At 37.9% G+C, this 19,061-nt stretch carries 22 protein-coding genes and 1 other annotated feature; of the genes, 10 read left to right on the top strand and 12 right to left on the bottom strand.

The features are described from left to right. Positions 1–25: 25 nt before the first annotated feature. Complete coding sequence (locus ACE1TG_RS17635; protein ID WP_375053721.1) at positions 26–1,213, bottom strand: amidohydrolase; 1,188 nt, start codon at positions 1,211–1,213, stop codon at positions 26–28. Positions 1,214–1,406: 193 nt separating this feature from the next. Beyond that, positions 1,407–1,581 (top strand) — a binding site (T-box leader). A 57-nt stretch (positions 1,582–1,638) separates the two neighbouring features. Here ACE1TG_RS17635 and trpS point away from each other — a divergent pair. After that, positions 1,639–2,634 (top strand): tryptophan--tRNA ligase, encoded by a 996-nt coding sequence (gene trpS, locus ACE1TG_RS17630; protein WP_375053720.1) that lies wholly within the window; start codon positions 1,639–1,641, stop codon positions 2,632–2,634. Between the two features lie 196 nt (positions 2,635–2,830). On the opposite strand, the gene ACE1TG_RS17625 is transcribed toward trpS, so the two are convergent. Both ACE1TG_RS17625 and ACE1TG_RS17620 read right to left on the bottom strand, forming a co-directional pair. Beyond that, entirely contained in the window at positions 2,831–3,592 is a 762-nt protein-coding gene (locus tag ACE1TG_RS17625; protein WP_375053719.1) for a YjbA family protein, read from the bottom strand. A gap of 100 nt (positions 3,593–3,692) precedes the next feature. Beyond that, positions 3,693–3,899, bottom strand: a complete 207-nt coding sequence (locus tag ACE1TG_RS17620) for a YuzI family membrane protein (protein WP_375053718.1) — start codon at positions 3,897–3,899, stop codon at positions 3,693–3,695. A gap of 573 nt (positions 3,900–4,472) precedes the next feature. Here ACE1TG_RS17620 and ACE1TG_RS17615 point away from each other — a divergent pair. The 3 genes from ACE1TG_RS17615 to ACE1TG_RS17605 all read left to right on the top strand — a co-directional run bounded on the left by ACE1TG_RS17615 (position 4,473) and on the right by ACE1TG_RS17605 (position 8,653). After that, positions 4,473–4,748, top strand: coding sequence for a hypothetical protein (locus tag ACE1TG_RS17615; protein ID WP_375053717.1), 276 nt, complete (start codon positions 4,473–4,475; stop codon positions 4,746–4,748). A 640-nt stretch (positions 4,749–5,388) separates the two neighbouring features. After that, positions 5,389–6,099: an ABC transporter ATP-binding protein gene (locus ACE1TG_RS17610; RefSeq protein ID WP_375053716.1), complete on the top strand. Its 711-nt coding sequence runs from the start codon at positions 5,389–5,391 to the stop codon at positions 6,097–6,099. Further along, complete coding sequence (locus ACE1TG_RS17605) at positions 6,092–8,653, top strand: ABC transporter permease (RefSeq protein ID WP_375053715.1); 2,562 nt, start codon at positions 6,092–6,094, stop codon at positions 8,651–8,653. Before ACE1TG_RS17610 ends, ACE1TG_RS17605 begins: the two co-directional genes overlap by 8 nt. 563 nt (positions 8,654–9,216) lie before the next feature. Here ACE1TG_RS17605 and fabF read toward each other — a convergent pair. The 4 genes from fabF to ACE1TG_RS17585 all read right to left on the bottom strand — a co-directional run bounded on the left by fabF (position 9,217) and on the right by ACE1TG_RS17585 (position 13,139). Next, positions 9,217–10,455 carry a beta-ketoacyl-ACP synthase II gene (gene fabF, locus ACE1TG_RS17600; protein ID WP_375053714.1) on the bottom strand — a complete coding sequence of 413 codons (1,239 nt, stop codon included), beginning with the start codon at positions 10,453–10,455 and terminating at the stop codon, positions 9,217–9,219. Between the two features lie 29 nt (positions 10,456–10,484). Then, entirely contained in the window at positions 10,485–11,423 is a 939-nt protein-coding gene (locus ACE1TG_RS17595; protein WP_375053713.1) for a beta-ketoacyl-ACP synthase III, read from the bottom strand. Positions 11,424–11,514: 91 nt separating this feature from the next. Continuing rightward, on the bottom strand, positions 11,515–12,489 hold the full coding sequence (locus ACE1TG_RS17590) for a BMP family ABC transporter substrate-binding protein (RefSeq protein ID WP_375053712.1): 975 nt from the start codon (positions 12,487–12,489) through the stop codon (positions 11,515–11,517). A gap of 80 nt (positions 12,490–12,569) precedes the next feature. Then, the gene (locus ACE1TG_RS17585; protein ID WP_375053711.1) at positions 12,570–13,139 is read right to left on the bottom strand and encodes a hypothetical protein; all 570 of its coding nucleotides are present in this window, start codon (positions 13,137–13,139) and stop codon (positions 12,570–12,572) included. A gap of 396 nt (positions 13,140–13,535) precedes the next feature. Here ACE1TG_RS17585 and ACE1TG_RS17580 point away from each other — a divergent pair, with 396 nt between their 5' ends. Beyond that, complete coding sequence (locus ACE1TG_RS17580) at positions 13,536–13,715, top strand: DUF2929 family protein (RefSeq protein ID WP_375053710.1); 180 nt, start codon at positions 13,536–13,538, stop codon at positions 13,713–13,715. 131 nt (positions 13,716–13,846) lie between these two features. Here ACE1TG_RS17580 and ACE1TG_RS17575 read toward each other — a convergent pair whose 3' ends face one another. Further along, on the bottom strand, positions 13,847–14,188 hold the full coding sequence (locus ACE1TG_RS17575; RefSeq protein ID WP_375053709.1) for a hypothetical protein: 342 nt from the start codon (positions 14,186–14,188) through the stop codon (positions 13,847–13,849). A 94-nt stretch (positions 14,189–14,282) separates the two neighbouring features. On the opposite strand from ACE1TG_RS17575, the gene ACE1TG_RS17570 reads away from it, so the two are divergent. Both ACE1TG_RS17570 and ACE1TG_RS17565 read left to right on the top strand, forming a co-directional pair. Further along, a complete protein-coding gene (locus ACE1TG_RS17570) occupies positions 14,283–15,107 on the top strand; it encodes an undecaprenyl-diphosphate phosphatase (RefSeq protein WP_375053708.1) in 825 nt (274 codons plus the stop codon). Between the two features lie 55 nt (positions 15,108–15,162). Then, positions 15,163–15,432 carry a YrhK family protein gene (locus ACE1TG_RS17565; protein ID WP_375053707.1) on the top strand — a complete coding sequence of 90 codons (270 nt, stop codon included), beginning with the start codon at positions 15,163–15,165 and terminating at the stop codon, positions 15,430–15,432. A gap of 27 nt (positions 15,433–15,459) precedes the next feature. Here ACE1TG_RS17565 and ACE1TG_RS17560 read toward each other — a convergent pair whose 3' ends face one another. Next, complete coding sequence (locus ACE1TG_RS17560) at positions 15,460–16,584, bottom strand: TIGR04053 family radical SAM/SPASM domain-containing protein (protein WP_375053706.1); 1,125 nt, start codon at positions 16,582–16,584, stop codon at positions 15,460–15,462. A gap of 287 nt (positions 16,585–16,871) precedes the next feature. Then, complete coding sequence (locus tag ACE1TG_RS17555; protein WP_375053705.1) at positions 16,872–17,111, bottom strand: DUF2249 domain-containing protein; 240 nt, start codon at positions 17,109–17,111, stop codon at positions 16,872–16,874. 197 nt (positions 17,112–17,308) lie between these two features. Here ACE1TG_RS17555 and ACE1TG_RS17550 point away from each other — a divergent pair, with 197 nt between their 5' ends. Further along, positions 17,309–18,007, top strand: coding sequence for a Crp/Fnr family transcriptional regulator (locus ACE1TG_RS17550; RefSeq protein WP_375053704.1), 699 nt, complete (start codon positions 17,309–17,311; stop codon positions 18,005–18,007). A 17-nt stretch (positions 18,008–18,024) separates the two neighbouring features. On the opposite strand, the gene ACE1TG_RS17545 is transcribed toward ACE1TG_RS17550, so the two are convergent. Together ACE1TG_RS17545 and ACE1TG_RS17540 are read right to left on the bottom strand one after the other, a co-directional pair. Continuing rightward, positions 18,025–18,279, bottom strand: coding sequence for a hypothetical protein (locus ACE1TG_RS17545; RefSeq protein ID WP_375053703.1), 255 nt, complete (start codon positions 18,277–18,279; stop codon positions 18,025–18,027). Positions 18,280–18,296: 17 nt separating this feature from the next. Next, a complete protein-coding gene (locus tag ACE1TG_RS17540) occupies positions 18,297–18,461 on the bottom strand; it encodes a hypothetical protein (protein WP_375053702.1) in 165 nt (54 codons plus the stop codon). A gap of 135 nt (positions 18,462–18,596) precedes the next feature. Here ACE1TG_RS17540 and ACE1TG_RS17535 point away from each other — a divergent pair, with 135 nt between their 5' ends. Both ACE1TG_RS17535 and ACE1TG_RS17530 read left to right on the top strand, forming a co-directional pair. Further along, positions 18,597–18,848, top strand: a complete 252-nt coding sequence (locus ACE1TG_RS17535; protein WP_375053701.1) for a DUF2249 domain-containing protein — start codon at positions 18,597–18,599, stop codon at positions 18,846–18,848. Then, on the top strand, positions 18,845–19,060 hold the full coding sequence (locus ACE1TG_RS17530) for a DUF2249 domain-containing protein (RefSeq protein WP_375053700.1): 216 nt from the start codon (positions 18,845–18,847) through the stop codon (positions 19,058–19,060). Before ACE1TG_RS17535 ends, ACE1TG_RS17530 begins: the two co-directional genes overlap by 4 nt. The last annotated feature ends 1 nt before the right edge of the window (position 19,061 follow it).

The following is a 19,061-nucleotide window of genomic DNA, read 5'->3' as shown; positions in this document are numbered from 1 at the left end:
GTTCATGTGGCACAAAACAAGTCAGTTAATCCATATCCAAATAACTGCAAGCAACATGACCCACTGATTTGGCTGCAATAAGAATCGCATCCTCGTCTATATCGAATTTTGGGTGGTGGTTGAAGTAAGGATCTGTAACACCTTTTGGGGTACACCCAATAAAGAAATAAGTACCAGGGATTTTTTCCAAGTAATACGCAAAATCATCTGATGGTGCCATCCTAGGGAATTCTTTCACTTCTGTAATGTTTTTATCCTTAACCCCTTCCAAGGTCTCTGCAACAAATGCAGTCAATTCGGGATCATTATATAATGGTGGATAGTCAGGTGTATACGTTAGCTCACAAGTTACCCCAAACAATCCCTCTAAGCCACTTACAATCCGATGAAATTCTTTATCGATAACCGCTTGTGTTTCATCATTCGAATAACGAATATCTCCTTCAATCTCAATACTGTCTTTAATAACGTTAAAGCTGCCTTTTCCATCAAATGATCCAATCGTAACGACACCAGTTGCTAGCGGGGCTACCCTGCGACTGATAATCGTTTGTACTGCCGTTACAAAGTAGGATCCTGCCACGATAGCGTCATTTGCCTTATGAGGGGATGAGCCGTGGCCCCCGCTTGCCTGTATTCGCAATTTAAAATAAGTACGTCCATTAAAAGAATAGCCACTATGATAGCCAACTGTTCCTGCTTTAGCCATTGGTAAAACATGAATGCCAAAGATTGCCTCTAATTCATCAAGTTTTCCGGAATCCATAATGCTCTTTGCACCACCAGGAGGCTGTTCCTCTGCATGTTGATGAATAATTTTAACTGTTCCTTTAATGTTATCCTTTAATTGGATGAGGCAGTCGGCCAAAATTAACATATATGCTGTATGGGCATCGTGTCCGCAAGCATGCATCACGCCTTCATTGCTCGATTTAAATGAGACATCTGTTTCTTCTTTAATTGGCAATGCATCAAAGTCAGCACGAAGGCCCATTGTTTTGCCTGGCAATCCCCCTTTTATCGTTACAATGATTCCATGTCCATTTCCGACATTCGTTTCTACTTCAACATCCTTTTCTTTATAAAAATTGGCAATATAGGCTGCTGTTCTTTCTTCTCTAAAAGAAAGTTCAGGATGTTCATGTAAATTGCGACGGATTTCAATCATTTCATCTTCCCGTTCTTCCAGCATTTGCATTAATTCATTCCGCATTAAGTAAGACCCCTTTCAATTTCAGTTAGGTAAGGCATAACGAAACAACTCATCTTATAATTACGCCATTTGTATAGCCATTTAAATCTTTATATTAGTAGTATTTAAATTAGAGCAAGTCTCACACTTAAGTTCATACTTTCCTCGAACTTGATTTTCTCCTATCTTATCATATATAATAAAGCAAATAATAAACTTAGCGTTGACGAAGATAAAGTACAATTACCCACTGATTTTTAGAGAGCTTGTGGCTGGTGGAAACAAGCATCAAGGTTAATTGGAATTGGACTTTCGAGCTAAATAACTTTTAAAGTGATTCTGCATGAGCAGAATAATCAGGGTGGCACCGCGGTTCATTCGTCCCTTTTTTTAACAGGGATAAATGGGCTTTTTTTAATGGAAAAAAATATATTGGAGTGTGGAAAATGAAAACAATATTTTCTGGGATTCAACCTAGCGGAACGTTAACGATTGGTAATTATTTAGGTGCAATACAGCAATTTGTAGAGTTTCAGGAGAATCATGATTGCTATTTTTGTATTGTGGATGAGCATGCAATAACTGTACCTCAGGATCGACTGAAGCTAAGGCAAAACATTCGTTCACTTGCAGCTTTATACCTTGCAGCTGGAATTAATTCGGACAAATCAACTTTGTTTATTCAATCGGAAGTTCCAGCACATACACAGCTGGGCTGGATGCTGCAGTCCATCAGTTATATCGGTGAACTGGAGAGGATGACACAGTTTAAAGATAAATCAACTGGTAAAGAGACCGTTTCATCTTCATTACTAACATACCCGCCACTAATGGCTGCGGATATTTTGTTATATAAAACAGATATTGTCCCTGTTGGTGAGGATCAAAAGCAGCATCTGGAGCTAACACGAAACCTCGCACAACGCTTTAATAATAAATTCAATGACATTTTTACGATACCTGAAGTTCACATACCTAAAGTCGGAGCCCGTATCATGTCATTACAGGAACCAACAAGTAAAATGAGCAAGTCAGATGACAATGAAAAAGCATTTATTTCCATGCTTGATGAACCGAAAAAAATTGAGAAAAAAATCAAAAGTGCTATCACTGATTCAGAAGGTATAGTGAAATTTGATAAAGAGAATAAACCTGGCGTCTCCAACCTGATGACCATCTTGGCAAGCTGTACTGGCAAAACGGCGGAAACGATCGAAGCAGATTATGCTGGAAAAGGTTATGGTGAATTCAAGCAGGGCGTCGCGAATGCTGTTGTGGATGTACTGAAACCTATTCAAGATCGCTATAATGAGTTAATTGATTCAGAAGCATTGGATGAGATTTTAGATAAAGGGGCAGAAAAAGCTTCATTAACAGCTAATAAGTCATTAGCAAAAGCTAAAAAAGCAATGGGATTAGGACGCGTGAAGAAAAAGCGTTAAATAGAAAGGGTGCTCCGATTTTAATTATATCGGAGCACCCTTTTTTTCGTGAAATGTTGGCTTTATCGTTTTTTTGTCGAACTTTATAGATTCTGTGTCGATCTTTATCTATTCCAGCAGTGTCATTATCGATTTCATGTCGAACTTTATCTATCCAGCCATATCCACCCTAAAATTCGGCAATCTCAGCCAAGCTCTACTTCTGCTTCGACGTATTTTGCTCTGGCGCTTGTTCAAGCTCCCACATTCTTTCCAGAAATGGCTGTCCTTTAATCATCTTACTGCACAACTCTTCATGGCCAGTACTCCACCCCTGCTTAACACCATCGTAAAGTGCTTCCCACACTTTATCCTCGTCCATATATCTGATATAAGGGTATTTTTTCGGGTCCCATTCAGTCAGCCAGTAGCGGAGTTCCTCTAAATGATTCGCAGTTCTTAATTGATCAAGGGCAATCATCAGCAATTGCTTGAGCTGTCTTTCTCTACGTGTCAGTCCATGAACAAGTTGAGGTGCCATCGATAGCATATGATATTCTTTTTCTACTATTTCTCCCTCGAATTTAAACGACTCTGGTTTGGTGGTTTTGATCATATCGAACACAAGCTGTTCCTGTCGTGGAATTAGTCTGCTTTTACGAATAGGGATCCGATAGCCGATTGAATCAAAGGCAATTATATCTTTCCCATCGGTAACGACACATGCGTAATCAAGTACCGTTCTCTCCTGACCTTTGCGGACATATGCGCGTTTATGGATCATATCTAAAAGTCCTTTAGGTAAATCATGCATGTCATTTTCTATGTAGTTGTAAAGCACTTCAGATATGTATAGTAATGGAACCTGATCTAACAGCTCAATCCCATCTTCCTTCCGCCACTCATGAAAATAACAAACACTATAGCCATTTTCTTCACCTTCAAACCAATTAACCCAAACATCGTGTAAATACAACATATACAACCCTCGCTTCTTTGCACTTTATGTTTTTCTAAAATGAAATCATTTAAAATACATTATGACCATCATGCAAAAAAATATTCGATTTGCGAGAAGTTTACATATTGTTTGGGTATCGGAAAAGTGCAATTGCCATTAAGATGAATCCGATTGGCAAAAAATAACATTCCAGCCGTCCTGATATGAAAATAAAATAATCCCCCCAGGAAATCCCTGAAGGCAGGAAATTCATATATGCTATTGTTGTTACCCCACCAGTAACAGCTAGTCCAAAGCCAATTAAAAATAAAAAGACAGTCCCCATTTTTTCCACCACCCATGCTTGTCCGTTGCATTTATCTTATTTTATGCATGGGCGTTAGAATACATGAATAGGAGTAAGGAGTATACAAGGAAATGGCTTTATTCACATCCAAACTCCTCTCAATTCAAGACAAAACCAAAATTAAAAAAAGCTGACCTCTCAATAACGGGTTCCGTTTCCTACCACAAACATTAAAAATGTAATGTAAAATGACCATCAAATTGTATGCTAATTTGATGGTCATTTTTTGTTGGTTTAATAGCATTTTCGACTTAATACCTATTAAAATTGCAGTGTAATTTGTACCCCAATTTGTTTGGTAACAATAGCCAGTGTAAGTCCACATTTTAACCTACAAATTCGTATGCAAATTGATATACATAAAATTACCAATAAATTGGAAGTTATTTTATTTTCGCTAGATTTTACAAGATATTCAGAATATTTATGTTAAAATAAATGCATCGATTGTGAACCATTACACTTAAACTAACGCCGCAGGATTGTGGAATAAGGAGAAATATGAAACGTCTAATAATGAACTGACGTTTGTGTATGAAGGAGGTTGAAAAAATGAAAAAAATTAGTTTTATTATTTTACTTTTCTTTATACTTTATTTCGTCACTGGCTGTGAAAGTGCGAGTCCAAAAATAACAGAAGAAGAAGCAGAGTCAATCGCTATTGAACACCATTCTGCTGAGATAAGTGAAGATTCAATTATATCAGTAAGTCATAAAGGTGGCGAGTATATAGTTAAGTGGGAAATTAACGCAGATTGTAATTTTGGCACTTATTATATAGATGACCAAAGCGGTAAGATAGTTAAAGGCGAAGAAACCAGTTGTTAGTTTAATGAAAAGCAAATGAAAGATATACAATTAACGGGGGCTTTAGTTTAACAAAGCAATTAAAAAATAAATATTAGAAATAACTCCGTACAATTGAACGGAGTTATTTTATTTTAAAATAACACAACCTCTGTACGGTGCAATTTACCCTGTGACTGACAATCCGTTATGAAAATTGCTGTCTCCTTAACAAGCATACATATATTTTTATACCTTTGGAAACTACGGGTTTGGAGAGTTCATAGGACAGAACCTTCTTGTTTGTGACCAATTTAAGTCTGGACCAATAAGATTCGGTCTATTTTTCTTTAACTTTATAAGTTTTCTAAAAATTTGTGTTAAAGTGAATATAGAGATTAAAAAGAACTATACGAACGCAACAGGATTCTTATATTATTGAGAACCGAAACAATGATGATGAAAATAATTATTAAAAAATGTTACAGTATTGCACTAAAAATATTGGTTCAGAAAAGGTGAAACTTATTATTGAAGAATAAATTAGTTATGGAATAAGAGTACGACTATCTATGAGGCATAAACGGACTAAATTTCTCAATCAGTTATTTAGTGTGTGGGTGTATTTATTGAATATTGGTAATTAAAAATAATTTCCTGATGGAATATTAGAGGTGATCACATGCATAAAAAAATAACATTAGAAAACGTAAGGAAAACATTTGGAAAAAGTGAGGCTAGGACAGTTGTATTAGAAAACATCTCCTTAACCCTGGATAGTAAAGATTTTATCAGTGTCATTGGGTCTTCAGGTTCAGGTAAATCAACTTTATTGAGTATTATTGGAACCTTGGAAAAACCGACGGATGGGAAAGTCTTTTATGATGTACAGGATGTGAATAAACTCCGCGCTAATAAACTTTCTGAATTACGAAATCAACATGTCGGTTTTATCTTTCAACAGTTTCATCTTTTACCCACACTTACAGCAATGGAAAACATCTTGGCGCCTTTATTTCACCGTAATGTATCGTATAATAAGGAGTCTAGAGCAAAAGAATTACTTGAGTTAGTTGGTCTTGCCGACAAACATTCATCATTGCCATCACAGCTATCTGGTGGACAACAACAGCGTGTCGCAATTGCTAGATCTTTAATTGCTGAACCTGATTGGATTTTTGCTGATGAACCAACCGGGAATTTAGACTCTACAACGAGTGAAAATATAATTAACTTGTTGACGAATATCAAACAAACAACAAATTGTGGAATTGTTTTAGTCACACATGACAGCGCTTTATCAGGACAAGCCGATCGTGTTATTGAAATAAAGGATGGTCATATTGTAAAAGATCAAAGGAAACACCAAATAGGGGCTGATACCAATGATTAAATGGATTACAAATCATTGGTGGCGTAATAAAGGCAAATTTGTCCTATTATTGATCGGTGCTTTACTAATAAGTACAGGGCTTAGTTTTTTGATTGGATTATCCGAAACAAGTAAAGGTACCATCGTTAATACCTTGGAAGAAAAGTGGAAAGCTTCCTATCACATCGTCGTTCGTCCACCCGGTTCAAAAAGTGTTACAGAAGAGAAAAACTTGCTTGACCCAAATTATCTTAGTGGTCTTTCTGGCGGAATATCAATGGAAGAACTTGAAACTATTAGGGAGGTGGAAGGAATTTCGATAGCTGCCCCAATTAGTATCCTAGGCTATACAAGCGTGGGTGCAAATATGGGGAATATGGAATTTAAGGATAGTGGGATTTATAGATTAAAAAATAAATATGTAGAAAATGATGGCATTCGTGATTATGCAAGAGCGATTAACAGTTACTTTGCGATAGGTATAAAAACACATGTAGATTCATTTGAAGCAGTTAATAAGTATGGGTTGTATACAGTGAACCAAGATAAGACAGATTTATCTGGTCGTTTTACGATGTTGTTAGCAGCTATAGACCCCGAAGCAGAAGCTAATCTTGTAGGATTAGAGGAAGCAACTGCTAAAAGTGACACGAGCAGATATTTTAAAGAAGAGGAACCCGTTCAAAGTAGAATACATGAAGGATTAGGTGCAAAGGTAACAAGTTTACCAGTTTTACTGAGTGGTTTTTCTTCCATCAATTACACTTATTCGCATACATTAGAGAAGTTAGAAATACCTACAGATACACAAGAACAAGTAAATTCTCTTTTAAAGGAATTGGAGGCAAGTGGTGGGAGTAAACATCTGGATACCTTGTCTGCAACCCCACCAATAGACTCCCTATCATTTAACTCCACAGAAGCACATCAAGTATTGATTAATCAGTTATTAAATGAAGGTACAAACTATTTGACTCTAAATGAGAAAGCCAGCCCGTTACAATACAAGTCCATCAAAAGCCCATTTCCTAATCGGTGGGAAGTTGCATATGAAATAGAAATACCTAAAACTAATAATGGTTATCCTTATCCTTCTTATCGAAAAGTTAAGTTATACAATGCTGATATGTCTAAACTACCAAGGCTTGATCCACAATACATTGGTGTTTACAACCCCAATAAATTAGCAATATCAACCGACCCAACTACAGAGGTTCCAATGGAAACATATCGTGCACCAACTGCAACCCATATGTTAGATAAGAATGAAAGTCCTGTGAATCCGCCATCAGAAGTTTCCGCAACATCAAATCCATTTGGTTATCTGATGCAATCTCCTACCATGTTAACGACGATGGATGCTGCAAAAAAATTTCTAGGGGCAAAGCCAATATCCGCCGTTCGAATTAAAGTAGATGGGGTTAGTAGTGTAAACGAAGCAAGTCAAGCAAAACTAGAAACCATCGCTTCAGCTATTGAGCAACAAACGGGGCTCAAAACAGATATTACATTGGGCTCGTCCCCAAGCCCATTATTGATCCATGTACCAGCTGTTGAAGATGTACCTGAACTGGGCTGGATTGAACAGCCGTGGATTAAATTAGGAGCCTCCATAAACATTTTAAAGGAAGCAAAACTTGGTTACACAGGGATTATTGGCTGCTTAGTAGTGGTTTCAATTATTTATGTATTTGCTACAAACCTCATCGCCTATCTCTCAAGGCGGCAAGAGTTTGCTATATTGAAAGCAATAGGATGGAAAAATAGTAAATTGCGCAATATATTAATGCTGGAATCACTCCTAATTGGAGGGTTCGTTGGCATCATTACATTGATCGTTTTATTTGTGTTAAAAAGTCAACATCCAGAAGCATTATCCTTGCTTAAAATAGGGCTAATCATATTTTTCATTTTCTTCATCTACTTTTTAGGGGCTTTATATCCAACTTACTTAATCAGTAAAGTAAGTCCTATGCAAGTTATGAAACAAGGAGAAATAAGTGTAACTGGAGCTCGTCTAGGAAGTACAAAAGGTATTATAAGCTTAGTACGAAATAACCTTCTTGGACGTTGGCTTAGAAACTCTGTGTCTATTCTTGCAATCGCCTTGCCAAGTGCATTATTAATTTTGTTTGTTAATACAACATTTCAATTAGATGGTGTGCTATTTACTACGTGGCTAGGAGAATATGTCTCAATGAAGGTTGGCGCACCACATTATCTCTCTACTGGAATATCGTTAGTTATTGCGATATTAACAACAGCTGAACTAATTTGGCAAAACGTGTTAGAAAGAACGAGAGAAATTGCATTGCTAAAGGCATTAGGTTGGAAAAACAACCGTATTCGTTCCATGGTTTTGATTGAAGGGGCATTCATCGGATTTATTTCAGGGCTAATAGGAAGTATTATTTCAGTTATTATTTTGTTTTTTATGTATGGACATTTGCCGTTGAATCAATGGTGGATATTCGCCCTAAACATATTAATTCCAGTGATAGTAGGAATTATAAGCGCTATATTCCCATCAAGGAAAGCGGTTAAGATTGAACCTAGTCAAGGATTGAATGCCTAATTATGTTCTTAATAAATACCTGGTCCCCATCTACAAAGGGATAACATTGTATTGTCGTTTCAAGAAAGAGTTTAATAAATTTAAATAAAGATATAATTAAAATTCATAATAAAGCTGATTTCCTGTGGGAATTAGCTTTTTTCTTATGAAAAAATATTAAAAATAAGTATTTAAGTAGCCTTGGAATGGGTTGGAGATTGTAGCTTGAGTGGGGGGAGTATAGTTTAGTTAAGCATATGAATCCAGCAGTTTACTTTGGCTATCCAAGTGTTATCGCTCTCATCATCACAGCATTTTATAGCATTAGCAGTTCCGCGTATGGAAGAAAAGTTGACTAAATACTTACTGTCATGGTTAAAATGTGAAACATTTCACTTAAAGTAAATGGTGCGTTAGTTCAAGAAGCAGTTGAAAATAAATAGAAGAAAAATCTCAGTTCACTGAACTGAGATTTTTAATTTTTAATTACAAATATCACTACAAATTTAGTTACATTTTTAAAGTGTAATTCTGTGTGACAGCAAACGGAACCCTTAACCTCTCAAGGCCAGTCTTTTGCTTAACTAGTTAAACTTTTTAAACAGCAAGGATACATTATGTCCGCCAAAGCCGAGTGAATTACTCATCACAATGCTGACGTCCTGTTTCCTCGATTCGTTGGTAACATAATCAAGATCACAATCCGGGTCTGGCGTTTCATAGTTCATTGTTCCAGGGATTAGACCGTCCGCAATTGATTTTACCGAAATTACTGATTCGATACCACCAGCTGCTCCTAACAAGTGCCCTGTGACCCCTTTTGTCGATGATATAGGCAATTTAGATGCATATTCATCAAAAACTGTCTTAATAGCAACTGTTTCAAACTTATCGTTAAGATGTGTACTTGTTCCATGGGCATTTACATAATCAACATCTGAAGGGGTAATGCCTGCGTCGTCAATTGCCTGCTGCATGGCTCGTGCTGCTCCTTCACCATTTTCTGCTGGAGCAGTAATGTGATATGCATCACCTGTTGCACCATAGCCGACAATTTCACCGTAAATACGTGCACCTCGTTCCCGTGCTGATTCCAGCGTTTCTAAAATCAGAATACCTGCACCTTCACCCATAACAAATCCGTCACGATCCAGATCAAATGGACGGCTTGCTTTCTTTGGATCTTCATTAGTTGATAATGCTTTCGCAGATGAGAATCCTGCAAATGCCATATTCGTTATCGGCGCTTCGGTTCCGCCTGCAATGATATAGTCAGCATCCCCACGCTCAATAGCCTTAAACGCATCACCAATTGAATTGGCTCCAGACGCACATGCAGTTACGGTACAAGAGTTAATACCTTTTGCCCCAAACTGAATAGATACTTGACCTGCTGCCATATCGGGAATCATCATTGGTACGAAGAAAGGACTCACACGGCGGTACCCTTTTTCCATAAACTTCGTATGCTGATCCTCTAAAGTTCCCATTCCACCAATGCCAGAGCCAATCCAGACTCCGACCCGGTTCGCATTGTTTTCATCAATTGTCAGATTGGCATCGTCAAGTGCCATCTTGGAAGCAGCCACAGCATATTGAGTAAACAAATCCATCTTTCTTGCATCTTTTTTATCCATGAAATGTGTTGGATCAAAATCCTTCACTTCCGCTGCTACATGTGCAGGAAAATCATCTTTATTAAGTCTAGTTATATAATCAATTCCGGAATTCCCTGCAACAACATTGTCCCACATTGTCTGTACATCATTACCTACGGGGGAAACTGCTCCGAGTCCTGTTATAACTACTCTTCTTTCCTCCATTGCGTATTCCTCCTATGACGTAAACTAAATTATTTGCCCCAGCGAAGCGCAATTGCACCCCACGTTAATCCTCCGCCAAAGCCAACTAAAACGACTAAATCATCATCTTTTATTTTACCACTATTAACACCTTCAGATAAAGCTATCGGAATAGAAGCTGACGAATTATTTCCATACCGTTTAATGGAAGTTGCCATCTTCTCTTCTGAAATACCTAATTTTTCACGAGCCGCTTCCATGATTCTAATATTTGCCTGGTGTGGCACTAAATAATCAACGTCTTCTTTATTGTATCCAGCTTTTTCAACGACATTTACCGAAGAATCGGGCATTTGTCGCACTGCAAACTTAAATACTTCTCTACCATTCATAATAAGGTGATCCTCATCGTTCTGGTATAACTCTTTTCCGCCTGAACCATCTGCTCCAAGTTCAAATGACAGAATTCCTTTACCTTCTGAAACTGGCCCGACTACAGCAGCCCCAGCACCATCACCAAACAGCACACATGTATTACGATCAGACCAATCGGTAATTTTAGAAAGCTTTTCAACTCCAACTACTAAAATGTTTTTATACGCATTTGTTTCAATAAACTGTTTTGCCGTAACTACACCATACATAAATCCTGAACAAGCTGCACTTATATCCATTGCCGCAGCTTTACTTGCTCCCAATCTGTCCTGAATCATACACGATACAGATGGAAACGGCGTGTCTGGTGTGACCGTTGCAACAAGTATCATATCAATATCTTCTGCCTTAACATTTGACTCTTGCAATGCATCCTGGGCTGCAAAAAAAGCCATATCTGACGTATTTATATCATCGCTCGCAATTCTGCGTTCTTCAATTCCAGTTCTAGTTCTTATCCATTCATCATTAGTATCGACGATTTTTTCCATATCATTATTTGTCACTACGTTGGTTGGGACGTAATGTCCAGTGCCTAAAAGACCAACATCCATATTTTCATCCCCTTATAACTAATGTTAATATCAAATCTTATGACTTGGTACTAATTTTAATGCATTCTTTCCCAATGTGCAAGAAAAATAATTAACCTGACTCTTGTTCATTTGGCAACAATCCGGTTTCTTTATACTCTTCAACAGCTTCCTCCATCTTATCCTTAAATTCCTCAGGGACATCCTGGTTGTATTCCCCTAAGGAGATGACTTCATCCTTAAAGTCATACGTTAACACGCCGCCGCGCAGTTCCCCTTCATCAAATTTCTCTGCTGTAAGGACATACAATTTTCCAACGTGCTGTATGGTGCTTGTGAGAACCGTATCTTCAGCGATATCAGATTGATCTGAAACATATCCAATAGCATAAAGTCCATCCTCGCTTGCACGTTTAATAATCGAAGCACTAAATGTATCACCAGTTGGATAAAATACATCAACATTATTGCTCCGCATTTGTTCATACTTTTCCAATGCAATATCTGTGTTATTATTCCAGCCGTTCACATAATTTAAGTGCACCTCAACTTCTGGGTTCTGGTATTTTGCCCCTTCATAAAAACCCTCTATCTCAGGCTGCCATTCAAACGCTCCAATTACCCCTACATGATCCGTTTCAGACATTTTTGCTGCAATCATTCCTCCAAAGAATCCCATAGCGTGTGAATTAAAGTTAAGACTTGTCAAATCTTCGCCAAATTCACCACCATTAAAATAAACAAAATGAACATCTGGATAGGCCGTAGAAATTTCCTTAAAGTACTTCCCATATGTACTGCTGTGACCAAAGATGAGGTTCACCCCTTGGTTTACTAGTTCATTGACAGCTTTCCCGATTTCCTGTTCCGTTTTTATACCTTCCTTAAAATAAACATCGACATTAAACTCTTCTTCTATTTCAAGTAACCCCTGGTATCCTTTTTTATTCCATGGCTGATCATGAATAGACGTTTCAACAAGCATTCCAGCCTTCTGTAAGTTGCCTTGATTAAAATAATTTGTACAACCAGATAGAATCATAATTATAATTGCTGTTACAATCACAATGGAAATCTTTTTCAACACTCGCACTCCAATCCGGACAGATGTTAGCTTGTCTTTATTTTAAACATACACCATATCAAATGCTTTTTATTTTCAGCATATTAATAAAGTTCTTCAAATTTCTCATAGTGCTTTATAACCATTTCCAGATTCTCTTCTATAGTTCTATTGTTTCGAATATAGACGGAATTTTCAAGTTTTATCTCCTCATTTTGTTTATTATTTATTGATTTAACCTCTAAAACTTCAGGTAATTGGGACGACTTCTCCCACTGGATAAGGCTTCTCATAAAGTCTCCTATATATATTGCCTCATTTAAAAAAATATCCGAATCAAATGAAATAAACGTGCTTTGGAGGTACATTCCATCTCTTTTCATTGGCATCCACTCACCAAAAAGTAATGGAAGTTTAATTCTATGACTTGTATTCTGCTTTATTGTCAGAACAAATTCCTTATCTTTAATGTTTATTGATCGATCGTAAGTTGTACCTCTTTTCGAAGATGTTAAATGCTGGAATGATGCATTTCTTCCAACATACATGGATAGATTTTCTTTTTTTTCCGAGGAAAGATCATCCACTCCATCCACTTTATACCCATTTTCCAATAAACAATTAACAAGATGAAAGCCCATCCATTGAAAACAATTCTCTACCAAAAATAACATAAATATCCATCCTTCACTCTTATTCTTAACTAATTAATACTTTTATTTTTTATGTGGATTTGATAAACTATATGAGGAAAGTTTCACGAATCAGTACTTGTCGTAAAGAACAAAAGTGCAAGCGCCTGTTCAGCGCTGTATGGACTGCGCCCGCGTATCGCGGGTGGGTCGACGTTGCCGCGCAAAGCGGCGGTATTAGTCGATCTTCCTTTTCCCGTGTGAGATAAAGGATACACGAAGAGCGTTAGCGATTCGATGTTGACTTATCGTAGACACGGGGAGGGAAGTCCACTAGGCGCTAGGCGCTGGAGCTGGACGTCGCTGATTCGGATGTTCAGTTATCCACAGTACTTAAATTTTATAATTTCCTATACAATAAAAAATGAGGTGTAAATTATGCGATTTCTAATTCCATTAGTTTGGGCACTTTTTATAAGCGGTGTTATTTCATACGTTTTAAGCAGTATGGCAGGTAACCCATTCAACCTGACGAACACAGTTATACTTGCCTTAATTGTTACAATAGCAATCAGTATTTTAGGTGAAGGTGTTTTAAAAGGCAAAAGTGAACAATAATTTAGAAAACTTGGCAATTGCCAGGCCTTAGCGGCACTAATGCATTAAGAATTTTAATTTTTTCTTAACTGCTATATTACTTAAGACTGAACCCTTGCCTTCAAGGTAATGAATGGCAAGGGTTTTGTGTTTTAATACCAGGGTAAAACGCTTAGTGCCGTAAGGGCTGCCAAAGGTAAGATGAGTCGTCTGAATCTTCTTGGTCGCCCGAACCCGTAACCATAGCCATAGCCAGGATATCCATAACCGGGGTACCCATACCCGAAGCCAAATTGGCGTTGTTGGTGGTCAGACGGGAATGCATTTGCATGCTGCTCATCTCCTTGCCCTAAGGGAACAGCAACATATACATATTCATCATCAAGACCTGTTATGATGCCATCTACTTTTGAACCATCACTCATTTCAACCAGTACATAGGAATGCATATGGTTCTTACATAATTCGTACATATGTTGGAAATTCTGATTCATATTTTCAACCTCCTCACCAACTAGACTATTCATTGGCCTATAGGTTGGTGACTCATCATGGTTGAAAATCCAATTAACATTTGGAGGGAATACAATGGAAGTAATTAGTTCGCTTTGGGTATTAATAAAGTATTTCTTTTTAGGCCTTGTACAAGGTTTTACTGAACCAATCCCAATTTCATCAAGCGGTCATCTTGTTATATTACGTGAACTGTTTGGCGTCACTGAAGTAAAAGGGCTGTCGTTTGAAATACTGGTTAACTTTGGCTCACTTCTTGCCGTACTGATTATTTACCGTAAAGATATATACCGGTTGGTTGAAAACGGAATTCGGTATATGACAACGAGAGATACCGCTGCAAAAAGTGATTTCCAATTTATCCTGTTTCTCGTTATTGCAACGATTCCAACAGGTATTCTTGGAATATTATTTGAAGATTATATTGAAGCAAAATTAAGCAAAGTATCAGTAATCGGTTATACGTTGCTTATTACAGGTATCGCCTTATGGATCATTCGTAACTTACGCGGCAACAAGAATGATGGCGACATAACCATAAAGGACTCAATTATTGTTGGTTTAGCTCAAGCTGTCGCACTCATTCCAGGAATCAGCAGATCAGGTGCAACTATTGTCGCAGCAATGCTTGTTGGCATGAAATCGGAAACGGCTCTACGTTTTTCCTTTCTGCTTTACATACCAGTAAGTTTAGGAATAACGGTTATGTCTGCTGGTGAAATACTTGGAGATGATAACATAAGCGTACTAGCGATACCTTATATCCTGGCATTTGCAGCATCACTTGTTGCCTCCTATTATTCATTACGCTGGTTTATGAATATAATGGCACGCGGAAACCTTAAATACTTCGCATTCTATTGCTTTATCGTAGGAATTCTTGTTATTCTTTTCCTGTAATTAAGTTTCATAATTCCCTCCATTTGGGTAATATAACCTTGTGGAGGGATTTTTTATGGCGTTTATTAATGATGAAAAAAATTTTCTGGATATCCATCTGGGAACCTATGAACTATCATTTAACAAAAAATATCGATTGATCAGTTTATTGAATGACTTCACACTTGGACTTTGGTTCTTGATTGGAAGTGTGTTTTTTCTTTTTGAACCTTTAAAAACTGCAGGTGCCATTTTATTTATTGTTGGAAGTGCCCAGTTACTGGCCCGGCCGATTATAAAAATAGTACATGCCTTTCAATTTCATCATAAAAGAAAAAACTTCTAGCCATCACCTGCTAGAAGTTTTAGTGGTTTAGTTAACTTGTTTCTTCTTTTTCCGCATTGTTTTTGGAATATAAACACAATATGGCTCACTCTCCATGTAATCACCGGTAATGTTGTATGCCCTTGATCTTGACCCGCCACATACATGGCGGAACTCACATACCCCACATTTTCCTTTATATTTATCTGGGTCACGCAAATTTTGAAATACCTCTGACTCGCGGTAAATCGTTGCAAGTGGGGTCTCCCGTACATTTCCGGCTTTTATCGGTAACAAGCCACTTGGAAGAACATCTCCTGTATGTGAAATAAACACAAATCCGTTCCCATCATTGACCCCTTTAGGTGCACGGCCGAGCCCATCAATTTGACCTGTTTTGCCACTCATTAATGCATCTTCATAACGAATCGCATCATCATGATCTTTATTCTCGCGCATTTTTCCTTGAATAACAACACGACGATAATGCTGTGCTGCGGTTGTTTTTATATCGTATGGAACACGTTTTGACAGTTTATAAAGCCACCGTAAAACTTTCTCATGCTCAGCAGGTGAAATCATATCACTTTCTTTCCCGCGACCAGTTGGCACAAGGAAAAATACACTCCAAAGCACACAACCTAATTTCTCCACCATCTCGGCCATTTCATCCAAATAGTCGACATTATATCTTGAAATAACCGTATTTATTTGGAGGGGCATTTCCAGCTCATGTAAGTAGTTTATCGCATTCATCGTTAAATCGAACGAACCTGACGTACCGCGGAAATGATCATGAACCTCTGCACAATGTCCATCAATGGAAAATGCCCATCTTGCCAGACCAACATTTTTTGCCTTTTCCATTGCTTCTTTTGTTACATTGGGTGTTGCTGATGGTGTCATCGAAACACGCACACCTTTTTTCACCGCATATTCAGCGATATCAAAGACATCCGGACGCATTAATGGGTCACCGCCAGTAAAAACAAGCATCGGATTATTCATTTCATATATGTCATCAATTAATTTTTTACCTTCTTCAAACGTTAATTCCAGCGGGTGCCGATGGTATTGTGCTTCTGCCCTGCAATGCAGACATTTCAATTCACAGGCACGTGTCAATTCCCAAATAACGATAAACGGGTTTTCATTGTAATCTTGTGGAAACATGTTACACCTCCTAAATTAGTTGCTGCATTTAGCTTACCTATTTTCCTCATGACCAGATGTGACATTTCTCACTAATATGCAAATGTCATAAAATCGCCATTAGAAAACTTGGTATTCGTTTAAGGGATTCTTATGAAAGTGTATTTTGCTTTCTTAAACCCCCTTATACTCTGGAGTGCAAGCCTTTGGGCGAATTGCCTTCGTTACACTTATGCAGTAAAAAAGTAATTATACATTCTTACCTGCAAATTAAAACCCTTGGAATGATCACCAAGGGCTCAATTCATTTACTGTTTACCAATTGCTACACGCCAGAGTGATGGTCCTTCTTCTAAGTATTCCCACGTAAATGTATCTTCACGTTCAATCATGAACTGATAGTGAAGCGGTTTTGGATTATGATCATTGGAAAGCTGCATAAACTCTCCTGATTTCAGCTCATCAAATACTTCAAATATCTTCTGATGTCTAAACCTTGGTTCGATTTCCGGTGCGTGAATTTTCACTGCAAACTGCGTATCATTCATTTTATTTCCCCCTTAAATTGGAATTTGATAACCTTTAACCAACTACATCATAACGGTAAATTCTAGTCTTCGTTGTGAGTGAGAACACACCTTGGCATGATATTTATCACGCGCTCAAAAAGTTTTCACATTTGCTGATTATAAGTACCCATATAACGTGTTAGAATGTATATAAGTGTTAGTTTGTGGAAAGGAGCATGACTGTGAATACTCAATCCATTCAGGAACTATTACAAAAAGTTCCATTATTTAAAGATCTGACAGACTACGAAATGGAACCAATTGTTGACTTAGCCAAACACCGCATGTACCGTCATGGCACACATATTTTTATGCAAGGCGATCCATTGACAAATGTATATTTTATTCATCAGGGGAAAGTTAAGATTTATAAAACTGACTTTCATGGAAAAGAACAGATTGTAAATGTTCTGCAGCCTGGCGATATGTTCCCGCATCAAGGCTTTTTTAGACAGGACGATTGCCCGGCACATTCTGAAGTTCTGGAAGATGCTATCTTAATTTACATTCCTATTAAGACCTTCGAAAATTTCCTGATTACCCACCCGGAAATTTGTATCAAGCTTTTCCGAGTTTTAGGGGACAAAATTATGGACCTGCAAAATAGATTGGAAGAAAAAATTCTACATAACACATATGAACAAATTATAATGCTGCTTTTAAGACTCGCCAAAGACTATGGAAAAGAAACCAAGGATGAAATGATAAAAATAAATACCCATTTTACAAACCGCGAGCTTGCCAACATGATAGGTTCCAGTCGTGAAACCGTCAGCCGTACGCTCACACAATTAAAAAAACAAAACCTGATAACTGCTGATAAATCAGGATCGTTTATTCTAGATACTGATGCGTTGGAAGAAGAATTATTTTAAGAGGAGGTCATCCCAATTTAATTGAGGATGACCTCTTTTATTTTCATTTCATCTGTAGAAAATCTGCTCTTCTGTTGATTCGAGGCTTCCTTCTGGGGATTCGAGGCCTCCTTCTGGCGATTCGATGCCTCCTTCTGGGGATTCACCACCTCCTTCTGTTGATTCACGATCTCCTTCTGGCGATTCACGCCCTCCTTCTGGGGATTCACGCCCTCCTTCTGGGGATTCACGCTCTCCTTCTGGGGATTCACCACCTTCTTCTGTTGATTCACCACCTCCTTTTGGGGATTCACGCTCTCAATCTGGGGATTCGAGCCCCCCCTTCTGGGGATTCACGCCATCCTTCTGCTGATTCACGCCCTCCTTCTGGGGATTCACGCTCTTCTTCTGTTGATTCACCTCCTCCTTCTGCTGATTCACACCCTTCTTCTGCTGATTCACACCCTTCTTCCACTGATTCTCACACTCATTCTGGCAACACTCACACTCTCCTCTAATAAAATCTTCAAAACGTGATACAAGTCACTACTTTTTTAATTGAAAATCATTATCATGATAGTAGATTCAGAATAAAACATGAGGTGATTTCATGAAAACAGATGTAAAAGTTGTTGAACTTGATGTACGCGAAGATTTGCGCATGAAGAAGGAACCTTTCGATAAAATCATGGGTGCTGTCAAAGAAGTAAACGATGGGGAATCTTTTATTCTGCATGCACCATTCAATCCTGTTCCACTGCACGCAATATTAAGGCGTAAGGGATTTGACAGGGTTGTTGAAAAAGTAGAGCCAAAACATTGGAAAGTAACCTACACAAAAAAGGCGGCTGTTATAAAATGATTATTGATAATCGTGGCCTTGAACCACCTCAACCTATGATGCGCACACTAAAGACACTTGATAAAATGGAAAACGGTGCCTCATTTTCAATCATTAATGACCGCCGTCCATTATTTTTATATGAAGAACTGAATGATCGCGGATACCAACATGATACGGAAGAACAAGAAGATGGAAGCTTTAAAATTACAATAACGAAATCTGGTGAGTAGT

Source organism: Virgibacillus sp. JSM 102003 (assembly GCF_041949995.1).
In the GTDB taxonomy this organism is placed as follows: domain Bacteria; phylum Bacillota; class Bacilli; order Bacillales; family Amphibacillaceae; genus Lentibacillus.
The sequence above is the reverse complement of the archived record's forward strand: the minus strand, read 5'-3'. Positions and strand labels throughout refer to the sequence as shown.